Source organism: Pleomorphochaeta sp. DL1XJH-081, assembly GCF_049310885.1.
GTDB lineage: Bacteria > Spirochaetota > Spirochaetia > Sphaerochaetales > Sphaerochaetaceae > CAYZJV01.
Genome location: NZ_JBMDYO010000002.1, coordinates 84,949 through 100,685, shown reverse-complemented (window position 1 = coordinate 100,685; position 15,737 = coordinate 84,949). Strand labels below are relative to the sequence as shown.

Annotated in this window: 17 protein-coding genes; 10 read left to right on the top strand and 7 right to left on the bottom strand. The window is 49.1% G+C overall.

All coding sequences use genetic code 11. The features are described from left to right. Nucleotides 1–159: 159 nt before the first annotated feature. The 4 genes from ACODJP_RS04760 to ACODJP_RS04745 all read left to right on the top strand — a co-directional run bounded on the left by ACODJP_RS04760 (nt 160) and on the right by ACODJP_RS04745 (nt 3,818). Nucleotides 160–1,173 carry a C4-dicarboxylate TRAP transporter substrate-binding protein gene (locus ACODJP_RS04760; RefSeq protein ID WP_422479033.1) on the top strand — a complete coding sequence of 338 codons (1,014 nt, stop codon included), beginning with the start codon at nt 160–162 and terminating at the stop codon, nt 1,171–1,173. Between the two features lie 111 nt (nt 1,174–1,284). Continuing rightward, complete coding sequence (locus ACODJP_RS04755; RefSeq protein ID WP_422479031.1) at nt 1,285–1,773, top strand: TRAP transporter small permease; 489 nt, start codon at nt 1,285–1,287, stop codon at nt 1,771–1,773. Then, the gene (locus ACODJP_RS04750; RefSeq protein ID WP_422479029.1) at nt 1,773–3,065 is read left to right on the top strand and encodes a TRAP transporter large permease; all 1,293 of its coding nucleotides are present in this window, start codon (nt 1,773–1,775) and stop codon (nt 3,063–3,065) included. The genes ACODJP_RS04755 and ACODJP_RS04750 overlap by 1 nt, the downstream gene beginning before the upstream one ends. A gap of 21 nt (nt 3,066–3,086) precedes the next feature. Continuing rightward, nucleotides 3,087–3,818 (top strand): glycerophosphodiester phosphodiesterase, encoded by a 732-nt coding sequence (locus tag ACODJP_RS04745; protein ID WP_422479027.1) that lies wholly within the window; start codon nt 3,087–3,089, stop codon nt 3,816–3,818. A 180-nt stretch (nt 3,819–3,998) separates the two neighbouring features. On the opposite strand, the gene ACODJP_RS04740 is transcribed toward ACODJP_RS04745, so the two are convergent. Together ACODJP_RS04740 and ACODJP_RS04735 are read right to left on the bottom strand one after the other, a co-directional pair. Continuing rightward, the gene (locus ACODJP_RS04740) at nt 3,999–4,328 is read right to left on the bottom strand and encodes a ferredoxin-thioredoxin reductase catalytic domain-containing protein (RefSeq protein WP_422479025.1); all 330 of its coding nucleotides are present in this window, start codon (nt 4,326–4,328) and stop codon (nt 3,999–4,001) included. Next, nucleotides 4,321–4,659, bottom strand: a complete 339-nt coding sequence (locus ACODJP_RS04735) for a glutaredoxin family protein (RefSeq protein ID WP_422479023.1) — start codon at nt 4,657–4,659, stop codon at nt 4,321–4,323. The genes ACODJP_RS04740 and ACODJP_RS04735 overlap by 8 nt, the downstream gene beginning before the upstream one ends. Before the next feature lie 147 nt (nt 4,660–4,806). Between ACODJP_RS04735 and ACODJP_RS04730 the strand changes: the two genes are divergently transcribed. Beyond that, nucleotides 4,807–5,910, top strand: a complete 1,104-nt coding sequence (locus ACODJP_RS04730; RefSeq protein ID WP_422479021.1) for a DNA-processing protein DprA — start codon at nt 4,807–4,809, stop codon at nt 5,908–5,910. Here ACODJP_RS04730 and ACODJP_RS04725 read toward each other — a convergent pair. Further along, nucleotides 5,886–7,403, bottom strand: a complete 1,518-nt coding sequence (locus tag ACODJP_RS04725) for a glycerophosphodiester phosphodiesterase family protein (RefSeq protein ID WP_422479019.1) — start codon at nt 7,401–7,403, stop codon at nt 5,886–5,888. The genes ACODJP_RS04730 and ACODJP_RS04725 overlap by 25 nt on opposite strands. Nucleotides 7,404–7,603: 200 nt before the next feature. On the opposite strand from ACODJP_RS04725, the gene tkt reads away from it, so the two are divergent. Further along, on the top strand, nt 7,604–9,598 hold the full coding sequence (tkt, locus tag ACODJP_RS04720; RefSeq protein WP_422479017.1) for a transketolase: 1,995 nt from the start codon (nt 7,604–7,606) through the stop codon (nt 9,596–9,598). Nucleotides 9,599–9,751: 153 nt separating this feature from the next. After that, on the top strand, nt 9,752–10,525 hold the full coding sequence (locus ACODJP_RS04715; protein WP_422479015.1) for a nitrilase-related carbon-nitrogen hydrolase: 774 nt from the start codon (nt 9,752–9,754) through the stop codon (nt 10,523–10,525). Nucleotides 10,526–10,720: 195 nt separating this feature from the next. Here ACODJP_RS04715 and ACODJP_RS04710 read toward each other — a convergent pair whose 3' ends face one another. Further along, on the bottom strand, nt 10,721–11,956 hold the full coding sequence (locus tag ACODJP_RS04710) for a dienelactone hydrolase family protein (protein WP_422479013.1): 1,236 nt from the start codon (nt 11,954–11,956) through the stop codon (nt 10,721–10,723). 89 nt (nt 11,957–12,045) lie between these two features. Here ACODJP_RS04710 and ACODJP_RS04705 point away from each other — a divergent pair, with 89 nt between their 5' ends. Continuing rightward, nucleotides 12,046–12,630, top strand: a complete 585-nt coding sequence (locus ACODJP_RS04705) for a hypothetical protein (protein WP_422479011.1) — start codon at nt 12,046–12,048, stop codon at nt 12,628–12,630. A gap of 19 nt (nt 12,631–12,649) precedes the next feature. Here the strand turns inward: ACODJP_RS04705 and ACODJP_RS04700 are convergent, their stop codons facing one another. Continuing rightward, on the bottom strand, nt 12,650–12,874 hold the full coding sequence (locus ACODJP_RS04700) for a hypothetical protein (protein WP_422479009.1): 225 nt from the start codon (nt 12,872–12,874) through the stop codon (nt 12,650–12,652). Nucleotides 12,875–13,043: 169 nt separating this feature from the next. Here ACODJP_RS04700 and ACODJP_RS04695 point away from each other — a divergent pair, with 169 nt between their 5' ends. Further along, a complete protein-coding gene (locus ACODJP_RS04695) occupies nt 13,044–13,601 on the top strand; it encodes a DOMON domain-containing protein (protein ID WP_422479007.1) in 558 nt (185 codons plus the stop codon). 86 nt (nt 13,602–13,687) lie between these two features. Here ACODJP_RS04695 and ACODJP_RS04690 read toward each other — a convergent pair whose 3' ends face one another. Both ACODJP_RS04690 and ACODJP_RS04685 read right to left on the bottom strand, forming a co-directional pair. Then, a complete protein-coding gene (locus tag ACODJP_RS04690; RefSeq protein ID WP_422479005.1) occupies nt 13,688–14,050 on the bottom strand; it encodes a hypothetical protein in 363 nt (120 codons plus the stop codon). Nucleotides 14,051–14,306: 256 nt separating this feature from the next. After that, entirely contained in the window at nt 14,307–15,215 is a 909-nt protein-coding gene (locus ACODJP_RS04685) for a DMT family transporter (RefSeq protein ID WP_422479003.1), read from the bottom strand. A gap of 88 nt (nt 15,216–15,303) precedes the next feature. Here ACODJP_RS04685 and ACODJP_RS04680 point away from each other — a divergent pair, with 88 nt between their 5' ends. Next, nucleotides 15,304–15,735 (top strand): ACT domain-containing protein, encoded by a 432-nt coding sequence (locus ACODJP_RS04680; protein WP_422479001.1) that lies wholly within the window; start codon nt 15,304–15,306, stop codon nt 15,733–15,735. The last annotated feature ends 2 nt before the right edge of the window (nt 15,736–15,737 follow it).

Genomic DNA, 15,737 nt, shown 5'->3' with positions numbered 1-15,737 from the left:
CAGTTGAAAATAATGGGCACTATTACGGTTAAAAAATTTGACAACTACCCATTTGTGGCTTACAATGAAAAAAAATTGGCATTGCGGGTAGTGAAAAACTGTTGAAAAATTGCTGAAAAGTTACCGTCGCAAACGCTGAAACACAAACAGGAGGACAGAATGAAGAAGTTGTTGTTTGCTCTCGTCATTCTCACTATGGTATTGGCACCGGTCATGGCCGGAGGAACTAACGAGGCCGCATCCGGGGACGATTACAAATTGGAGCTCAAAATGAGCCATGTGTTCGCTCCAAACGAACAACTGACCAAATCCCTGCAGATGGTCATAGACAAGATCGCAGAACGTACCGATGGTGCGATCGAGATCCAGCACTATCCCCAGGGTCAGTTGGCAACCTATAAGGATGGAGTTGAGCAGGTTGCACGCGGAGCACAGTTCATCTCCGTTGAGGATCCTTCCTATCTTGGCGACTACGTCCCCGATTTCAATGCACTGGTAGGACCCATGCTCTACAAGTCTTTCGACGAATACGAGTACATGATCCAGACCGAATTGGTGAAGGGCATGCTTGAGGAACTCGAAGAGGAGCACCGGATCAAGGTTCTCGCTTTGGATTATATCTTCGGTTTCCGTAATATGAAGACAAACAAGGTTATCACCACTCCTGCAGACCTCAAGGGTATGAAGATCCGAGTTCCCGGAAGCCAGCTCTTCATCGATACCCTTACTGCGATGGGTGCTACAGCAACACCATTGGCGTTCGGAGAGACCCTTAGTGCAGTACAGCAGGGTGTTGTCGATGGTCTTGAAGGAACCATGGACGCCTATGGATCCAACGGTAGTGCCGAAGTCGCCAAGAACATGGCTCTTACCCGCCACTTCCTCGGAACTTGTGGTGTTTATATCAACGCTGACCTGTTCGAGAGCATTCCTGCCGAATACCAGGCTATCATCCAGGAAGAGTTCACCGCAGGTGCCAAGCACATGATTGGCGAAATCACCAACAACTATGACAAGACACAGAAGATGTTGGAAGAGAAGGGCAACAAGTTCAATGAAGTCGACTACGAAGCATTCGCAGCGACTGTCGGTCCTGTCTACGAGAATATGAAGGGAGTCACACCCGGAATTCTCGCCAAGTTGCAATCTGAATTGGCCAATATGCCTAAGTAAGCACATCGATTCTTTTACAGGCCGACTGGTAGTGCAGGATTGCATTGGAGCCTTTCGGCCTGTATTGTGTGTAGGTGATAATCCGTATTGAGTCTAGGGAGGTAGGTGTCGATGGGTAGGACCCTTAAGAAATTCATGATCAATTTCGAAGAAATCTTCGCGAGTCTATTCATTGTGACCACCACAACGCTGGTCATGCTCAATGTTGTGTTGCGTTATTTCTTCAAGACCGGAATCTATTGGTCCGAAGAGGTCGCAACCGGCTGTTTCGTATGGAGTGTATTCCTTGGAGCTGCCGCAGGATACAAACGCAAAGCCCATGTCGGGGTAGACATGTTGGTAAGTCTTGCGAATGACAAGATCAAGGAGCTGGTCACGGTTATCGTCGATATCATCCTCTTGGTCATAAACGGCTATATCACCTACATAGCAGTAATCTATCTGAGATTGTCGTATACCAAACCTACGCCGGTATTAGGCATTTCCTCAGCAACCATAAGCTCTTCCATCCTTGTCAGCTTTTCCCTCATGAGCATCTATTCGATCCTCTTCCTGGTGCGGGATATCCGCCATCCTGAACGTTCCCAGGAGGTGTTGTGATGCTAGCATATCTACCGATCATCATGGTCTTTGTCCTCTATTTCTCGAGCATCCCGATCGCATTCGCTCTGTTCGGTTCGTCCCTCTTCTATTTCGCGGTCATCGATACGAGTAGTCCGGTCGATTTGATCTTACAGAAATTCGTCACCAGTACCCAATCGTTCCCTTTGTTGGCAATCCCATTCTTTGTGATGGCAGGTTCCATCATGAATTATGCTGGTATCAGCAAGAAGCTCATGCAATTCGCCGATGTGATCACCGGCCATATGGCAGGTGGGCTTGCCCAGGTCAATGTCCTGCTCAGTATGCTCATGGGAGGTGTTTCGGGTTCTGCCAATGCCGATGCAGCCATGCAGAGCAAGATGTTGGTTCCAGAGATGGAGAAGCGCGGCTACGACAAAGCCTTCTCCACCGCAATCACCGCTGCCTCTTCGGCTGTGACACCCGTTATTCCACCAGGAATCAACCTGATCATCTACGCCCTCATAGCCAATGCCTCGGTCGGTCGGATGTTCGCAGCCGGTTATATTCCCGGTCTGCTCATGACGGTTTCCCTCATGGTGACCGTTGCGATCATCAGCAAGAGACGTGGGTACGAGCCAACCAGGACCCATAAGGCAGGTGCAAAAGAGATAGCCCGTCAGACCTTCGATTCCATATGGGCACTATTGTTTCCCTTCGGCATCATCCTTGGATTGCGGGTTGGCATATTCACCCCATCCGAGGCAGGGGCTGTGGCGGTCTTCTACTGCATTGTGGTAGGTAAGTTCATCTACAAAGAGCTACGGAAAGAGCATATCATACCGGTACTCAAGGAGACCATATACGGTACGAGCTCTGTCGTATTGATTATCGTAGCGGCATCGGTCTTCGGTTATTATATGAACTGGGAGCGGATTCCACAGGCTATCACCAATGGACTGTTGGGTATCACCCAGAACAAGATCCTCATGCTCATGATTATCAATGTTCTCCTCTTGGTGATCGGCATGTTCTTGGAGGGCGGGGCTGCTATGATCATTCTCGCTCCCCTCTTGGTCCCCGTAGTCACCAGTTTGGGTGTCGATGTGGTCCATTTCGGTTTGATAGTAATCGTGAATATCATGATTGGTGGGTTGACGCCGCCTTTCGGTTCGATGATGTTCACCTGCTGTTCCATTACAAATTGCAAATTGCAGAATTTCGTGAAGGAGGTGATCCCGTTCATCGTAGCACTCGTCGTGTCGTTGCTCTTGGTGACCTACGTCCCTATCATCTCACTGATTCTGCCCAACATATTATACGGGGCATAGGCCTTGGTAGGGGGACCGGATATGGACACTATGAAAGTTTACGCACATCGGGGTTTCAGTGGACGGTACCCTGAGAATACGATGGTCGCCTTCGAAAAGGCTGCCGAGGCTGGTTGTGATGGCATCGAGTTGGATGTCCAACTTACCCGCGATGGGCAGTTGGTGGTAATCCACGATGAAACGGTCGATCGCACGACCGATGGCTCCGGTTTGGTGAGTGCCTATTCGATGGCAGAGCTGGGAAAGCTGAATGCTTCCAGCCCTTTGCCAGCTTATACGGCTATTACCCGTATTCCCTCCTTCGAAGAATATTGTGCCTGGGCTGCATCCACAGCTGGTGTAGTTACCAATGTGGAATTGAAGAGTTCGGTTATCTATTATCCCGATCTGGAGCGAAAGGCGCTCGATATGGTCATCCGCTACGGACTTGAAGGGCGGGTGTTCTTCTCGTCGTTCAACCATTTGTCGATCCTTGAGATCAAGCGTATGGCTCCCCACATTCCATGTGGTGCCCTGGTTGAACAGCAGGGTCTCAAGTATGCCGGTTACTACTGTGAGAAGTTTGGGTTCGATTATTTCCATCCCGGAAGACCTTCGGTCACGAAAGAGTCGGTCGCCGAGTGCCATGCCCATGGTATAGCGGTGAATGTATGGACGGTGAATACTGTCGATGATTACCGGATGATGGAGGCCATTGGAGTCGACGGCGTGTTCACCAATTACCCTGGGAAAAACTCCACCTCACCACGTTAACCTGCATTCTAGACCCCTCCCAATGGGATTCCTGTGTTTCGCTGTGTTTCGCTGTCCCACGTAGGCATGTATTTTTGGCCTATTCCAAGGGGGGGTGAGCACACGGAAATAGGAGCCCTGCAAAGACTCCCGTTTTCTAGGTGCAAGTAAAAGTGGCTATTTTCCTGATCCCGATAGATTTTAGGGGAAGAGGTTTTCCGGCCTTCGTTCGGGTATGCTCGTAGGTTCGTTCTTTGAGAAGTCGTATTCGCCATCGAAAAAAAGCGAACAGAAACAGTGTCCATACTCATCGATATCGGCTTGTGCATAGACGCAAGGACAGACAATGTCCTTATCCTTTTCCCGATCATCCCACGAAAGTCGACAGGGACATTGCAGATAGCCGAGTCGATCGTAATTAGCCTCTAGTCCTTCGACCAACATGGAGAGGAAATCCTGATCCTTGTTCAAAACCCATCTCCGACGGGAAGCGACATTCTCCACAAATTGGGACGCATTCATACTACTCATCGACCAACTCCTTCACCCATGAGGGCTTGATGAAACCGGTGAGGAAATCGTCATCCCCAAGACAGAGGAATGGAAATGAGATCGATACGCGATATTTTGCCTTCACGAAATTACGGATGGTGTCCTGCTGTTCCTTGGGGAGCTTGTCCATATGAACATAGCTGTAGGCAAATCCGTTGTCATCGAGAAAAGCCAAGGCTCTTCTACAGAAACCGCAGGTGCTCAACGCGAATACGGTCAATGGTTTTTTCGGTGGATTACCGGCGACCTCGGTGAAGGGAATTCCCTCCAGACTTGGTACGGCACTAGTTTTCCGTTTGATACCCAGCATGACGTAACCTCCCTGATAGTTGTTGGGAAACCGTTTATGACACTATGGCCAATTGGGAAGGCTTTGTCCAGCCACACCCTGGTTTTGACCATAAGTGAAGTGGTTCTCACTTGGTTGCGGTAATAGAGGCAAGGAGGTGCATACATCATGTCGTTGTATCTAACGGTTGGCTATCCCAAGGCCGAGCTGTCATCTTGTGATTCGGAGAGTAATTTGAAGTACTGGCTCTGGTTGCAAGGTCTGAAACATCTATCTTCACACAAAAAACGGGAGCTCTTGCAAGCGTATGGGAGTCCAGAGAAGATTTTCCAATTATCGCCAGAGCAGATGGGTATCGCTGCTGCCACATTATCGGAGGGGTATGGCAGGGGTTTTGATGCACTTCGCCAGAAACAACTGGTCCGCTCCGAGTGGATGGTCCAGGAATGTCTTGCTCAGGATATCGGGATACTGACTTGGTCAGACTATCGATATCGTTCTATGGTAAGAGGATATTCTCTTGCTCCATTGTTGTTATTCTACCGGGGAACTTTGGCAAATCCCATCCGTCCTGTGGTGAACCTAGTTGCCGATCCCCTAGAGCAGGAGCAGGCAATCTCTCAGATTCCACGGGTATGCTCATATTATAGAGAGCGGGGGTATGTGATCGCAACAGGTCTGACTTTCGGCTGTGGTTCACGCATGATCGAGAAGGTTATCGAACATGCCGACACCCTTATGACCTTCTGTAGTGGTGGACTGGACCGGTGTTATCCACTGGATAGTTACCGCGTACTCGAGCGTATTGTAGAAAAGGGTGCCCTGGTAAGTGCCCATGCCTTGAAGGTGGTTCCCTCTACGCAGCGCAATCTCGAGCGTGATCGCCTGTTGGGCAATTGGTGCGATGAAACGGTAGTTCTTGGTCGTCCGGATTCAATCAAGGCAAGCAGATCCATTCGATATGCATTCGAGGTAGGAAGGGGCGTCTATAAGGCAGAGGATTTGGAAAGGATAGATCAGAATTCGGCGGTTGCCGAGACTTCGCTGACAATAGGCAGCGCTCCAATCGGGAGTGACGATGCCGCCTTGGGTTCTTTCCTGTACGAGTTGTTGCGGCATGTGCCTATGACTACGAGCGATGTGGCCGATTCATTGCACATAGAAGAGGGGCATGCTTTAAGATTGCTTATGGATATGGAGTTGTGCGGTTCGATAGAAGGATTTTCCGATGGTCGATGGCAGGTCCGTCAGTCAGCTTCCACCGGGATGTAATCTTCCCTGATTGTAGGTCCGTGCTCTATAGTGGGCATACCGAGCGGGAATTGTTTTCTTGTCTTGGGAATGTAGCCGAATATCGTGTCATGAAAGTTCCAAAACATCACAGGAATATCGAATTGTTCGGCAAGTTCTTCGATCTCCTGCTGACGGTCGTATTTAGAGGAAAGGATAGTGAAAAAGTCTGCCTCCTTCAGATGATCATCAATCTCCTCATCAACCAATGGGAGCAAATGGTCACTGAGATAGAGCATACTCTTGACGGTATCCAATTGGAGACCGACCGGTCTTCCCGTAATACGCTTCATAAGGGGGAGCATGTCATGGCTCACTACATAGAACACCACGCGTTGGGGATAGGTGAAGGTAGCATCTATGATCGACAGAAATCGGTAGGCGTCGTCTTCGGTCCAATCGGTATCTTTGATCTCTAAAAGCCAGTATGTGGAGGGGTTGGCATTGGAGATCTTGGCCAACTCAGCCAGATCCAGTACTTTCTCACCGGAGAAGCGTGGATCGAACCATGTGCCCATATCCAAAGATTTGATCTGTGTTCCCGTCAATTCCGATACCTTCGCAAATCCGTGTTCGTATCGGGCGAGAGATGAGTCGTGTACAAGGACAAAGTTTCCATCGGCTGTTTGCCTTATATCGGTCTCTATACCCACATACTGTGGTTGAGAGAGGGCCCAGTCGAATGCTGGGATCGAGTTCTCAGGAGCATTCAGTAGTGATCCCCTATGGGCTATGAGCATATCCCACTGTTCATCGTAAAGAGAATGTGCCGGGTAATCTTTTCTGGAGATCCCTGCACCTACGGAGATCGATAGTGAACCATCGAAGTCCCATTCCAGTGAGGTGCCTACACTCCACGAATTTTCGGTGCGAAACGTCATGGTAGCCCCCATATTCTCTGAAGATGCGTATACGGAGAGAGCCCATTGTTCGAAGGATGCGCCTGCGTACCCTTGTAGCGTGTGTTCGTAGGGCTGCCATGCAAATCCACCAGAGAGTACTCCATGACGCCAGCCCCAGGTCGCGAACAATCCCTCTTGGGAAAAATCCTTGGACGAAAAGAGATTGTAGCGGTAACCGAGCGAAAGTATTGCCAATGGGGTGCTTATGCGGTAGGCATCCATATAACCCACCTGGTTGGTGCTTCCCAAAGAGACGAAGAGGGGAAAGAAGTAGGGACTCCCCGTATACAGTGAGGCCTCCTCCCTTGAGGCATGAAGAATGAGGGGGAAGTCTCCATTGAACAGAGAAAAGCCCCAGTCCAACCGGTCACTGGAGCTTTGCGGTGTACCTTGTGGTGACAACTTGGTGGTAAAAGTTGCCATCATATAGCGTTCCTGCAAGAGCAGTCCGAACGTAGTGCTGTATGCACCGAAGACCGATACGCTGATGGTTAGTAGGAGAACGAGGATGGTGAAGATTCTAGCTGATCGACTGGTTCTCATGGCGACGGGTCCCTTTACAGGATCTTTCATACTCCTTGGAGTTGAAGATTGCCACAATAGGGAGCTTTATGCAATCGAGATAGCTGAGCGTACATGAACAAGGAGAACTAAGAAAAGTTTAGATGAGGAAGGTGCAGATAACTCGGTTTGCCGTTCTAGCGAGTTGTTGACCTTTGGAGGCCTTGGAGATACACTTTGATTCATACCAATTATTGAATGGGAGACTATACATGGAAAATAGGACTATGGCGAATGCTCTGCGAATCCTGAGTATGGATGGTGTGCAGAAAGCGAACTCGGGTCACCCCGGGGCTCCAATGGGAATGGCCGATATCGCGCACGTCGTCTGGCGCAAGAATATGCGTCACAACCCCAAGAATCCACAGTGGGCGAATAGGGATCGGTTTGTTCTCTCGAATGGACATGGATCGATGCTTATCTATTCACTGTTGCATCTTAGTGGTTACGACCTTCCTTTGGAGGAGCTCAAGCGATTCAGACAGCTTCATTCAAAGACTGCCGGACACCCTGAATACAAATTAACCGTGGGTGTAGAGACCACTACAGGTCCTCTTGGGCAGGGGTTCACCAATGCTGTAGGTATGGCTACCGCTGAGAAGATTCTCGCTTCACAGTTCAACAAGCCCAATTTTCCCATTGTGGACCACTATACGTACACCTTCCTTGGTGATGGTTGTATGATGGAGGGTATCTCCCACGAAGCGGCCTCTCTTGCCGGTACCTGGAAACTCGGCAAGTTGATCGCCTTCTATGATGATAATGGTATCTCGATCGATGGTGAGGTGGAAAACTGGTTCACCGACGATACAGCGAAGCGTTTCGAAGCCTATGGTTGGCACGTTGTACGTGATGTCGATGGTCATGATGCCGATGCAGTACAGAAAGCCTTGGATGCAGCAAAGAAGGTTACTGATAAACCATCATTGCTCTGTTGTAAGACTAAGATAGGTTTTGGTTCTCCTAACAAGGAGGGCAAGGAATCTTGTCACGGTGCTCCTCTTGGAGGTGATGAAGTAGTTCTTACCCGTGAGTCCTTGGGTTGGAAATATGAAGAGCCTTTCTTTGTTCCCGAGGATATCTATCAGGCATGGGATTGCTCTACTGATGGTGCTACTTACGAGAAGCAGTGGAATGAGCTTTTTGCCTCCTACAAGAATGCTTATCCTGCAGAGGCTGCAGAGTTCGAAAGACGTCTTACCGGTAAGGTTCCCGCCGATTGGGAGTCGAAGTTCGATGCCTTCATCGCTCAGTGGCAGAAAGAAGGTGTGAAGGTAGCTTCGAGAAAGGCAAGCCAGATGGTTCTCGACCAACTGGGACCGGATCTTCCCGAATTACTTGGCGGTTCTGCCGACCTTGCTCCTTCGAATCTGACCATGTGGAAGGGTTCCAAAGCTATTTCCGGCGATGATGCCAGCGGTAACTATCTCCATTATGGTGTACGTGAGTTCGGTATGTCGGCGATCATGAATGGTATGGCTCTCCATGGAGGCTTCCTCCCTTACGGTGGTACGTTCCTTATCTTCATGGAATATGCTCGGAATGCGGTCCGTATGGCCTCTCTCATGGGTTTGCATGTGGTTTTCGTCTATACCCACGACTCGATCGGTCTGGGAGAAGACGGTCCTACCCACCAGCCGGTGGAACAGCCTGCCATGTTGCGTCTGACTCCGAATATGGAAGCTTGGAGACCTGCCGATGCTGTCGAGACTGCAGTTGCATGGAAGCGTGCGGTTAAGCGCTCTGACGGCCCTGTCGCTCTTCTGCTCAGCCGACAAAACCTTGTTCCCCAGGATCGCACAGCTGATCAGCTAAAGGCGATCGAAAAGGGTGCCTATGTCCTTTGGGAGAGTGCTAGTAAGCCTGAGGTTCTTTTGATCGGTACCGGTAGCGAAGTCGATCTTGCAGTACAGGCTGGTAAGCGTTTGGCTGCCGATGGCACTGCCGTACGGGTCGTATCAATGCCCTCATGTGAGATGTTTGAAAAGCAATCGGATGATTATCGCGAATCGGTCCTCCCTTCTGGTGTGACCAAGCGTGTCGCTGTAGAGGCTGCAATGGCCGATTACTGGTACAAGTATGTTGGCTTGCAGGGTAAGATTATTGGCATGCGCTCGTTTGGTGAATCCGCACCTGCAGATCAGTTGTACGATCTGTTCGGAATCACCGCAGATGCTGTCTACGAGGCTGCCAAGTCTTTGCTTTAGTCTCGAACGTTGTGTAATATTGGGGGGAGGGTTTGTCGTAACCTTCCCCTTTTTATCGGTTTTGAGGTTTTCATGGCGATTTGATATATGTTATAACAAAACAGTGCCTTGTAGGAGCTACAGGAGCATAATCTGGAGAAAAGGAGGTCTGCAATGCGTATCGCTTTGGTCTCGATGGACCAGAAATGGGAAGACAAGGTCGCCAACCGTCTCCAATGTACGCAATTCATCGAACGTGCGAAAGACGACCGTGCGGATCTCGTGGTGTTCCCTGAGATGACTCTCACCGGTTTTTCCATGGATGTGGAAAAGATCGGAGAGCCGGTAGGAGAGTCGGAGTCGTTGGCATGGTATCGCCAGATGGCTCGAGATGCAAACATAGCTATCGTTGCCGGGTATGTCCAGATCAACGATGATGGGCGAGGAAAGAACCGCTCTGTCTTCATTGCTCCCGATGGTTCCATCCTGTGTGATTATGCGAAGATACATCCATTCAGCCATTCCCGTGAGGATATGTACTATACTGCTGGTGATAGCATGGAAAGTTGTACGTATATGGGTGCAAAAGTAGGGTTGGCTATCTGCTACGATCTTCGTTTTGGTGAGCTCTACCAACGGCTGGGTGATCTGAGCGATCTGATCATTACCATAGCCAATTGGCCCTCTGCCCGGACGATGCACTGGAAGGTACTCCTGCAGGCAAGGGCGATCGAGAACCAGGTCTTTATGATTGGTGTGAATCGAACGGGAAGTGCCCCCGGTGGTCTCTATTATGAAAAGAGTTCAGCTGTCTTCTCACCCTTCGGGGAGCCGCTCATTCCCATTATCTCTAATGGAGTCTATGAGATGTACGAGATCGATCTTGCCGAAGTATCAATGGTAAGGGATGCCTTACCGGTAAGGAAGGACCGCCACCCTTTCAAGTAGCATTGTTGCCTGTATGCAGTCGAGAGGGGAGCAACGCATCGCCCGGAGCCGACCGGCATACCGTAGGGACGCCGGGAACAAGGCTCCGAAAAGGCGATAGAGGCGAGGGGAGAGTCTTCTCCCCACCTATAATGAACAATAATTCTAACGGACCGTCACTGTAACGGTCTCTTCCCGAGACCAACTGCCATTGTACTACAAGAAATTGTCGAAATAGGTGAACACCTGCTCCTGCATTGGAACATCAAAACGATGTCCTCCCGGGTAGTGTGTCATGGTAAAATTGTCAGGGTATCCCATTTTTGCGTAAGTCTTTTCCAATATTCGCTGACCCCTTTTCACTTCATCGAATGAGAAGAGAGGATCGTCGGTAGCATTGATCACCAGTGCCGGTTTCGGCGCATGCATCGCCAGGATATCGGCAAATTCCATATGCTGGGAAAGGTAGGGGATATAGAGCATCCAAGTGTGATCTACTGCCGTCTTCTGAATCAGATCCCGCCAAGTTGTCATGAAACCTATCGTGGCACTACATTGAATAGCTTCGGTACTACCTGCAAGATAATCACTGCGTAATCCACCAAGGCTCAAACCGCAACATCCAAGACGCATTGGATCGACTCCCGGGAGACTCCCAAGGACAGATAGTGCCGCACGGTCTTCTGCCAAGGTTAGACCCGGCCATGTATACCCAGCGGTAAAGATTACCTTTGCGATAGTAGATTCCAATTCTCGTGCGAAGGCGTTGTAGCGATCGATGTACTGTATCGTATCGAAGGTGTCTCCCATGGCTTCCAGAATCCTGCTCGAACGCGATGCATCGGTATCACCCGGTTCGGGTTCGTGGATTTCCTCGGGGTGGCTGAGCATCTGGTCGACCACCCGTCCGGGGACATCCGAAAATAGGATACGCCGACTTTCGAAGGGGAAGATGTCATGGACCAAAACAGCATACCCACGTTTTGCCAATTCGTTTGCCCATGGGCGACCACCATAATAGTCCTCCTGGTAGGAGAGGATACTCTCGTGAGTTTGAGCATCGGTTTGAACAATCTTACTCTTACCATGGAATTTGTTGTTTCCGTGATCGTGGAGGGCTAGGATCCCAGGTAGGTTTTCCTGAACTCCTGAGGGACGAAGATAGAGCGCCTCGGTAGCACGACCAAATGGAAGTTGCCACTGTAACAGAGAGATATCGAGTCCATCATACTGTTTTTCCCAGAGTATCTTCGGTGCTGGCTGGGGATACTGGGGAGAGCACACTAATTTATCAAATAGTGAACGAGCTTCAATCTTCCAAGAGTCCGCATCACTTGCACTGAAACGTACGTTCAAGAATGAGAGATCACCAGAGATTTCGCCTGCGTGGGTGCGAGACAGAAAATCGCTATATAGTCCGAGTAATGGACTCTTACCGGTTTGCTTGTCCACATGATCCTCCTTGGTCGGTATTCTTTTTGTAGGTACTACCTTACGATAAGAATATTGACGTGGGCATACCCAACCCCATATTATTACATATGTTTGGAAAAACCCATCAAAACATGCTTCGCATGTATCGCGTGAATCCGGAGAACCACCGTGTGGTGATCGATATAGCCTTGGATCGGTATCTGGATTACTTCCACGAGTGGGACAATTCGGTCTTCCGCAAGCGTGATCTGCACCCGGAACTTGCCGAATTTTTGGACCTCTGTTCAGAGGAGATCCCGCTACGTAAAAAATTGGAACTGAGCTTTTGGATCAAGAATCGCAAGGAGGAGGATATCGAGAAAGAGAATGTATTGATGGCTAGCTACCGGAACTACTACGAATCCCAGCTCCATATGGTGGGAAGGAACCTCAATCGTCACTTCAAATTCGCCCTTGTCCTCTTTTTGATCGCCATTGGATTTATTGCCCTCTACTTTGTGGTAAGCAAATTTGAAGAGGGGCATTTGCTATCGAAGATCATGGTGGAAGGTGTGCTCATCGGTGCCTGGGTCTTCACGTGGGAATCGTTCCATATGCTCTTTTTCGAGACCTTGGAACCCATGAAACGACGCAGAGAACTCAAGCGATTCTTGGATGCCAAGATCGGTTTTCGTTTCGATCGAAAGAGTTGACTATCACAGAAGACAATACCTACACATAGACTGCAATAGCCAACAGTCCATGCAGGGTAGCAACAATGAGGGTCGTGTACGCTAGTCGGAAATGGACTTTCGGTTTTATCCTGACAATCTTTCTTCGGGTAAGGATCATCACCATGGCAGTTGCCACCATGAGGAGATAACTGAGGATTCCCAGATAACCAATTACGGGAAAACCACCTATCATGGTGTACGCCAAATCCTGTAAGAATCCCATCGGAACCTCCCTCATGTGCCTTTTGTTTGCATTATACTGGCCAATTACGATAACTCAAGTGTTTTATCGCATATTCACTAGTCGCTCCATTATATATTCATTAATATAACGGTAAGGATACTAGTCATGGTAGAGGTCGGCAAGAAGGACCCTGCCGAAGGAGGATTTCATGCGTAAGCTTTCCCATACATGGTTTTTTATATTACTGGTACTGCTACTTGTACCATCTGTGGCATTCGCCGGAGGTGACAAGGAGGAGACTGTAGTAACACAGTCGGGAGATCGTTCGGTTCAGGTAGCCGAGAATTGGGGTTTTTCCTGGCGTTTTCTGGAGGATGAGATCGAATTCACCGTCAGTGCTCCCACCACTGGATGGGTAGGTATAGGATTCAATCCTAGTAGGATGATGAAGGATGCCGACTATATCCTCGCCTATGTGGATGGAGGACAGTTGTACGCAACTGATGAATATGGAACCGGTAATACCAAGCATGAAGCTGACGATACCATTGGAGGCCAGCAGAATGTCCGCGCAATTGAAGGTTCCGAATCGGATGGCACAACCCGTGTGGTATTTGCCGTTCCTCTCGACTCGGGAGACCAGTATGACAAGGTCTTTACCCAAGGAGAGACCTATACGGTATTGCTCGCTTACGGTGCTGACAATGCAGATAACTTCACCGGAATGCATAGGGGAAGAGAATCTGTTGAAGTAGTACTCGACTGACCGTTTGACTACCTAGAATATGCAAGAGGCGGGCAGGGGATTTGTATTCCCTTGACCGCCTCATCTCTGTTAGCGTTTGATTACCGTCAAGCTTCCCGCGGTACCCTGATACCCAGCACACTCTCCACGTGTTGCCACTTGCTGGTATCACTGGTAAGCAGTTCCTGGAATATCCTGTTCATCTGCTGACGCTTATGCATATCGTAGATATCGTGCTTGTACTCAACCTCGAGGATCTTGCCAGTCAATAGCCACTCAAGCGATACATTAAGTCGAAGGGCTAGCTTGGCAGCATCGAGAGCCTTAGGAATCCTATTGCAGCTACGCTGCACCTTCACCAAGTGATAGTTCAATTGTGCATCTTCAACAACTTGCTTGAGGGTTGTGTATTTGGGTCGAACCAAATCCACACGCTTCCAAAAGAAATATCCTTCATCAATATCAGTCATAGTACAATCTTACAACAATTATAGTATTTTGTACACGTAAAGTTGTTACCAAATACTAAAAAGTCCCCTAAGATTTATAATTAAAGCGTATGATAAAATAGTCCAGAAAATATATGCTTAACTTATTAAAATTAATCAAGAGAAGAAATTAATAATGTATATCATGAGGTTAACGTTCATTAACCTTACCTCTTTTAGTAAAACATGTAGGATACAAAATTGATTTCTACTTGTGCATCTTTTTTGTTGGAAAGAATTAGGCAACCACCCGATTGTTTCGTTTTCTGGCTTGGTACAACGAGTTGGCAGTAATGGAAATCATGACGATAGCGGCACCAACAATAAAATCGATAGTCGGTGCCTCACCAAGAATTATCCATACATAGGTGATACCCAGTACCGTTTCCAAGGAGTTTATCAGTGCCGATTCTGCTGCAGGAATATAGCGCGTTCCCGTGCTTATCATCGTCTGGCTGAAGGGAATTGCAAAAAGTCCAAGGATAAGCAGTGGCAGCAACGATTCGGTAGGAATGGCTACCTGGCCTCCGGTTACAACCAGTGAGATCAGCGCTCCGACATAGCCGCCAATCATACTCACCGCTACACGGCTCATAGCTTGGTGACGACGAAGGAATGCTAAATTTATTCCCAGCAAAGTAGGTGTGGAGATAGCGAACAGCATACCAGTTGGCGAAGCTCCTCCGAAACCATTGCGGTACATGTAGAAAATTCCTCCGAACGCTCCCAAGGTTGCAAGAAGCGTCACGAACGAGGGTTTTTGTCTATAGGCGACCAGTGAGAACGCAGCAGCGAATAGTGGAGCTAAGCCGAGCAGAACCAGTGTATTAGCAGCCCCTGCCGTTTGCACCCCCAAGGTAAAGCCGAGTCCACTGAGACCCCATAGGATTCCTGATGTCCACATGGTTCGCCCACCACTAGCTAGCATGGCTTTGGCTGACTTGCGGTTCTTGCCGAAAAAGACGATGGTGAGCGAAATTCCGGTGAACAGCGCACGCCAGAAGGAGGCTTGGAAGCCTCCTACACCCGATAGACGGATCAGAAGGGCATCGAAACTGAGTACGATCACGCCTATGGTTGCGATGGTAAGACCTTTGAAATAGGTCGCTCGTTCCGAATGTGCGTGCTCTTGCGGATGCGTACTCACGGTGGATCTCCTCATGGTTGTTTCGTTACACGATACAGGAGAGTCTTACAATTGGCAATATCGAATTCTGGTGATATGATCTTGCTCCATGGAAAGCAAAGAACGCACATCTTCTGCGAAAGAAGATCTTCACACGATACTTGCATCCTTGGAGCCGGTCCTAGATGCCCAATCCTATGTATTCTCTCTGCTTGGAGAATCCGATGATATTGCTGCGATGGTGCAGTCTATTCATGTGTGGGCGACTGTCCGTGAATACGAAGGTGTGACGTGTATTCTTGCCAAAGAAGAGGCCGATCGCAAGGGTTGGAGCTACCAAGGAGTATGGCGTCGGATCACCTGTATGGTCCATTCGAGTCTGGAGGCTGTTGGCTTGACTGCAATGCTCTCCAGTACGCTAGCAAGGCATGGAATCAGCGCTAACATTGTGGCTGCTTTTTACCACGACCATGTATTCGTTCCGGACGAGCGAGCGGATGAGGCGATGCAGTTGTTGCTTGATATACAAAAGGGAGTGTGACT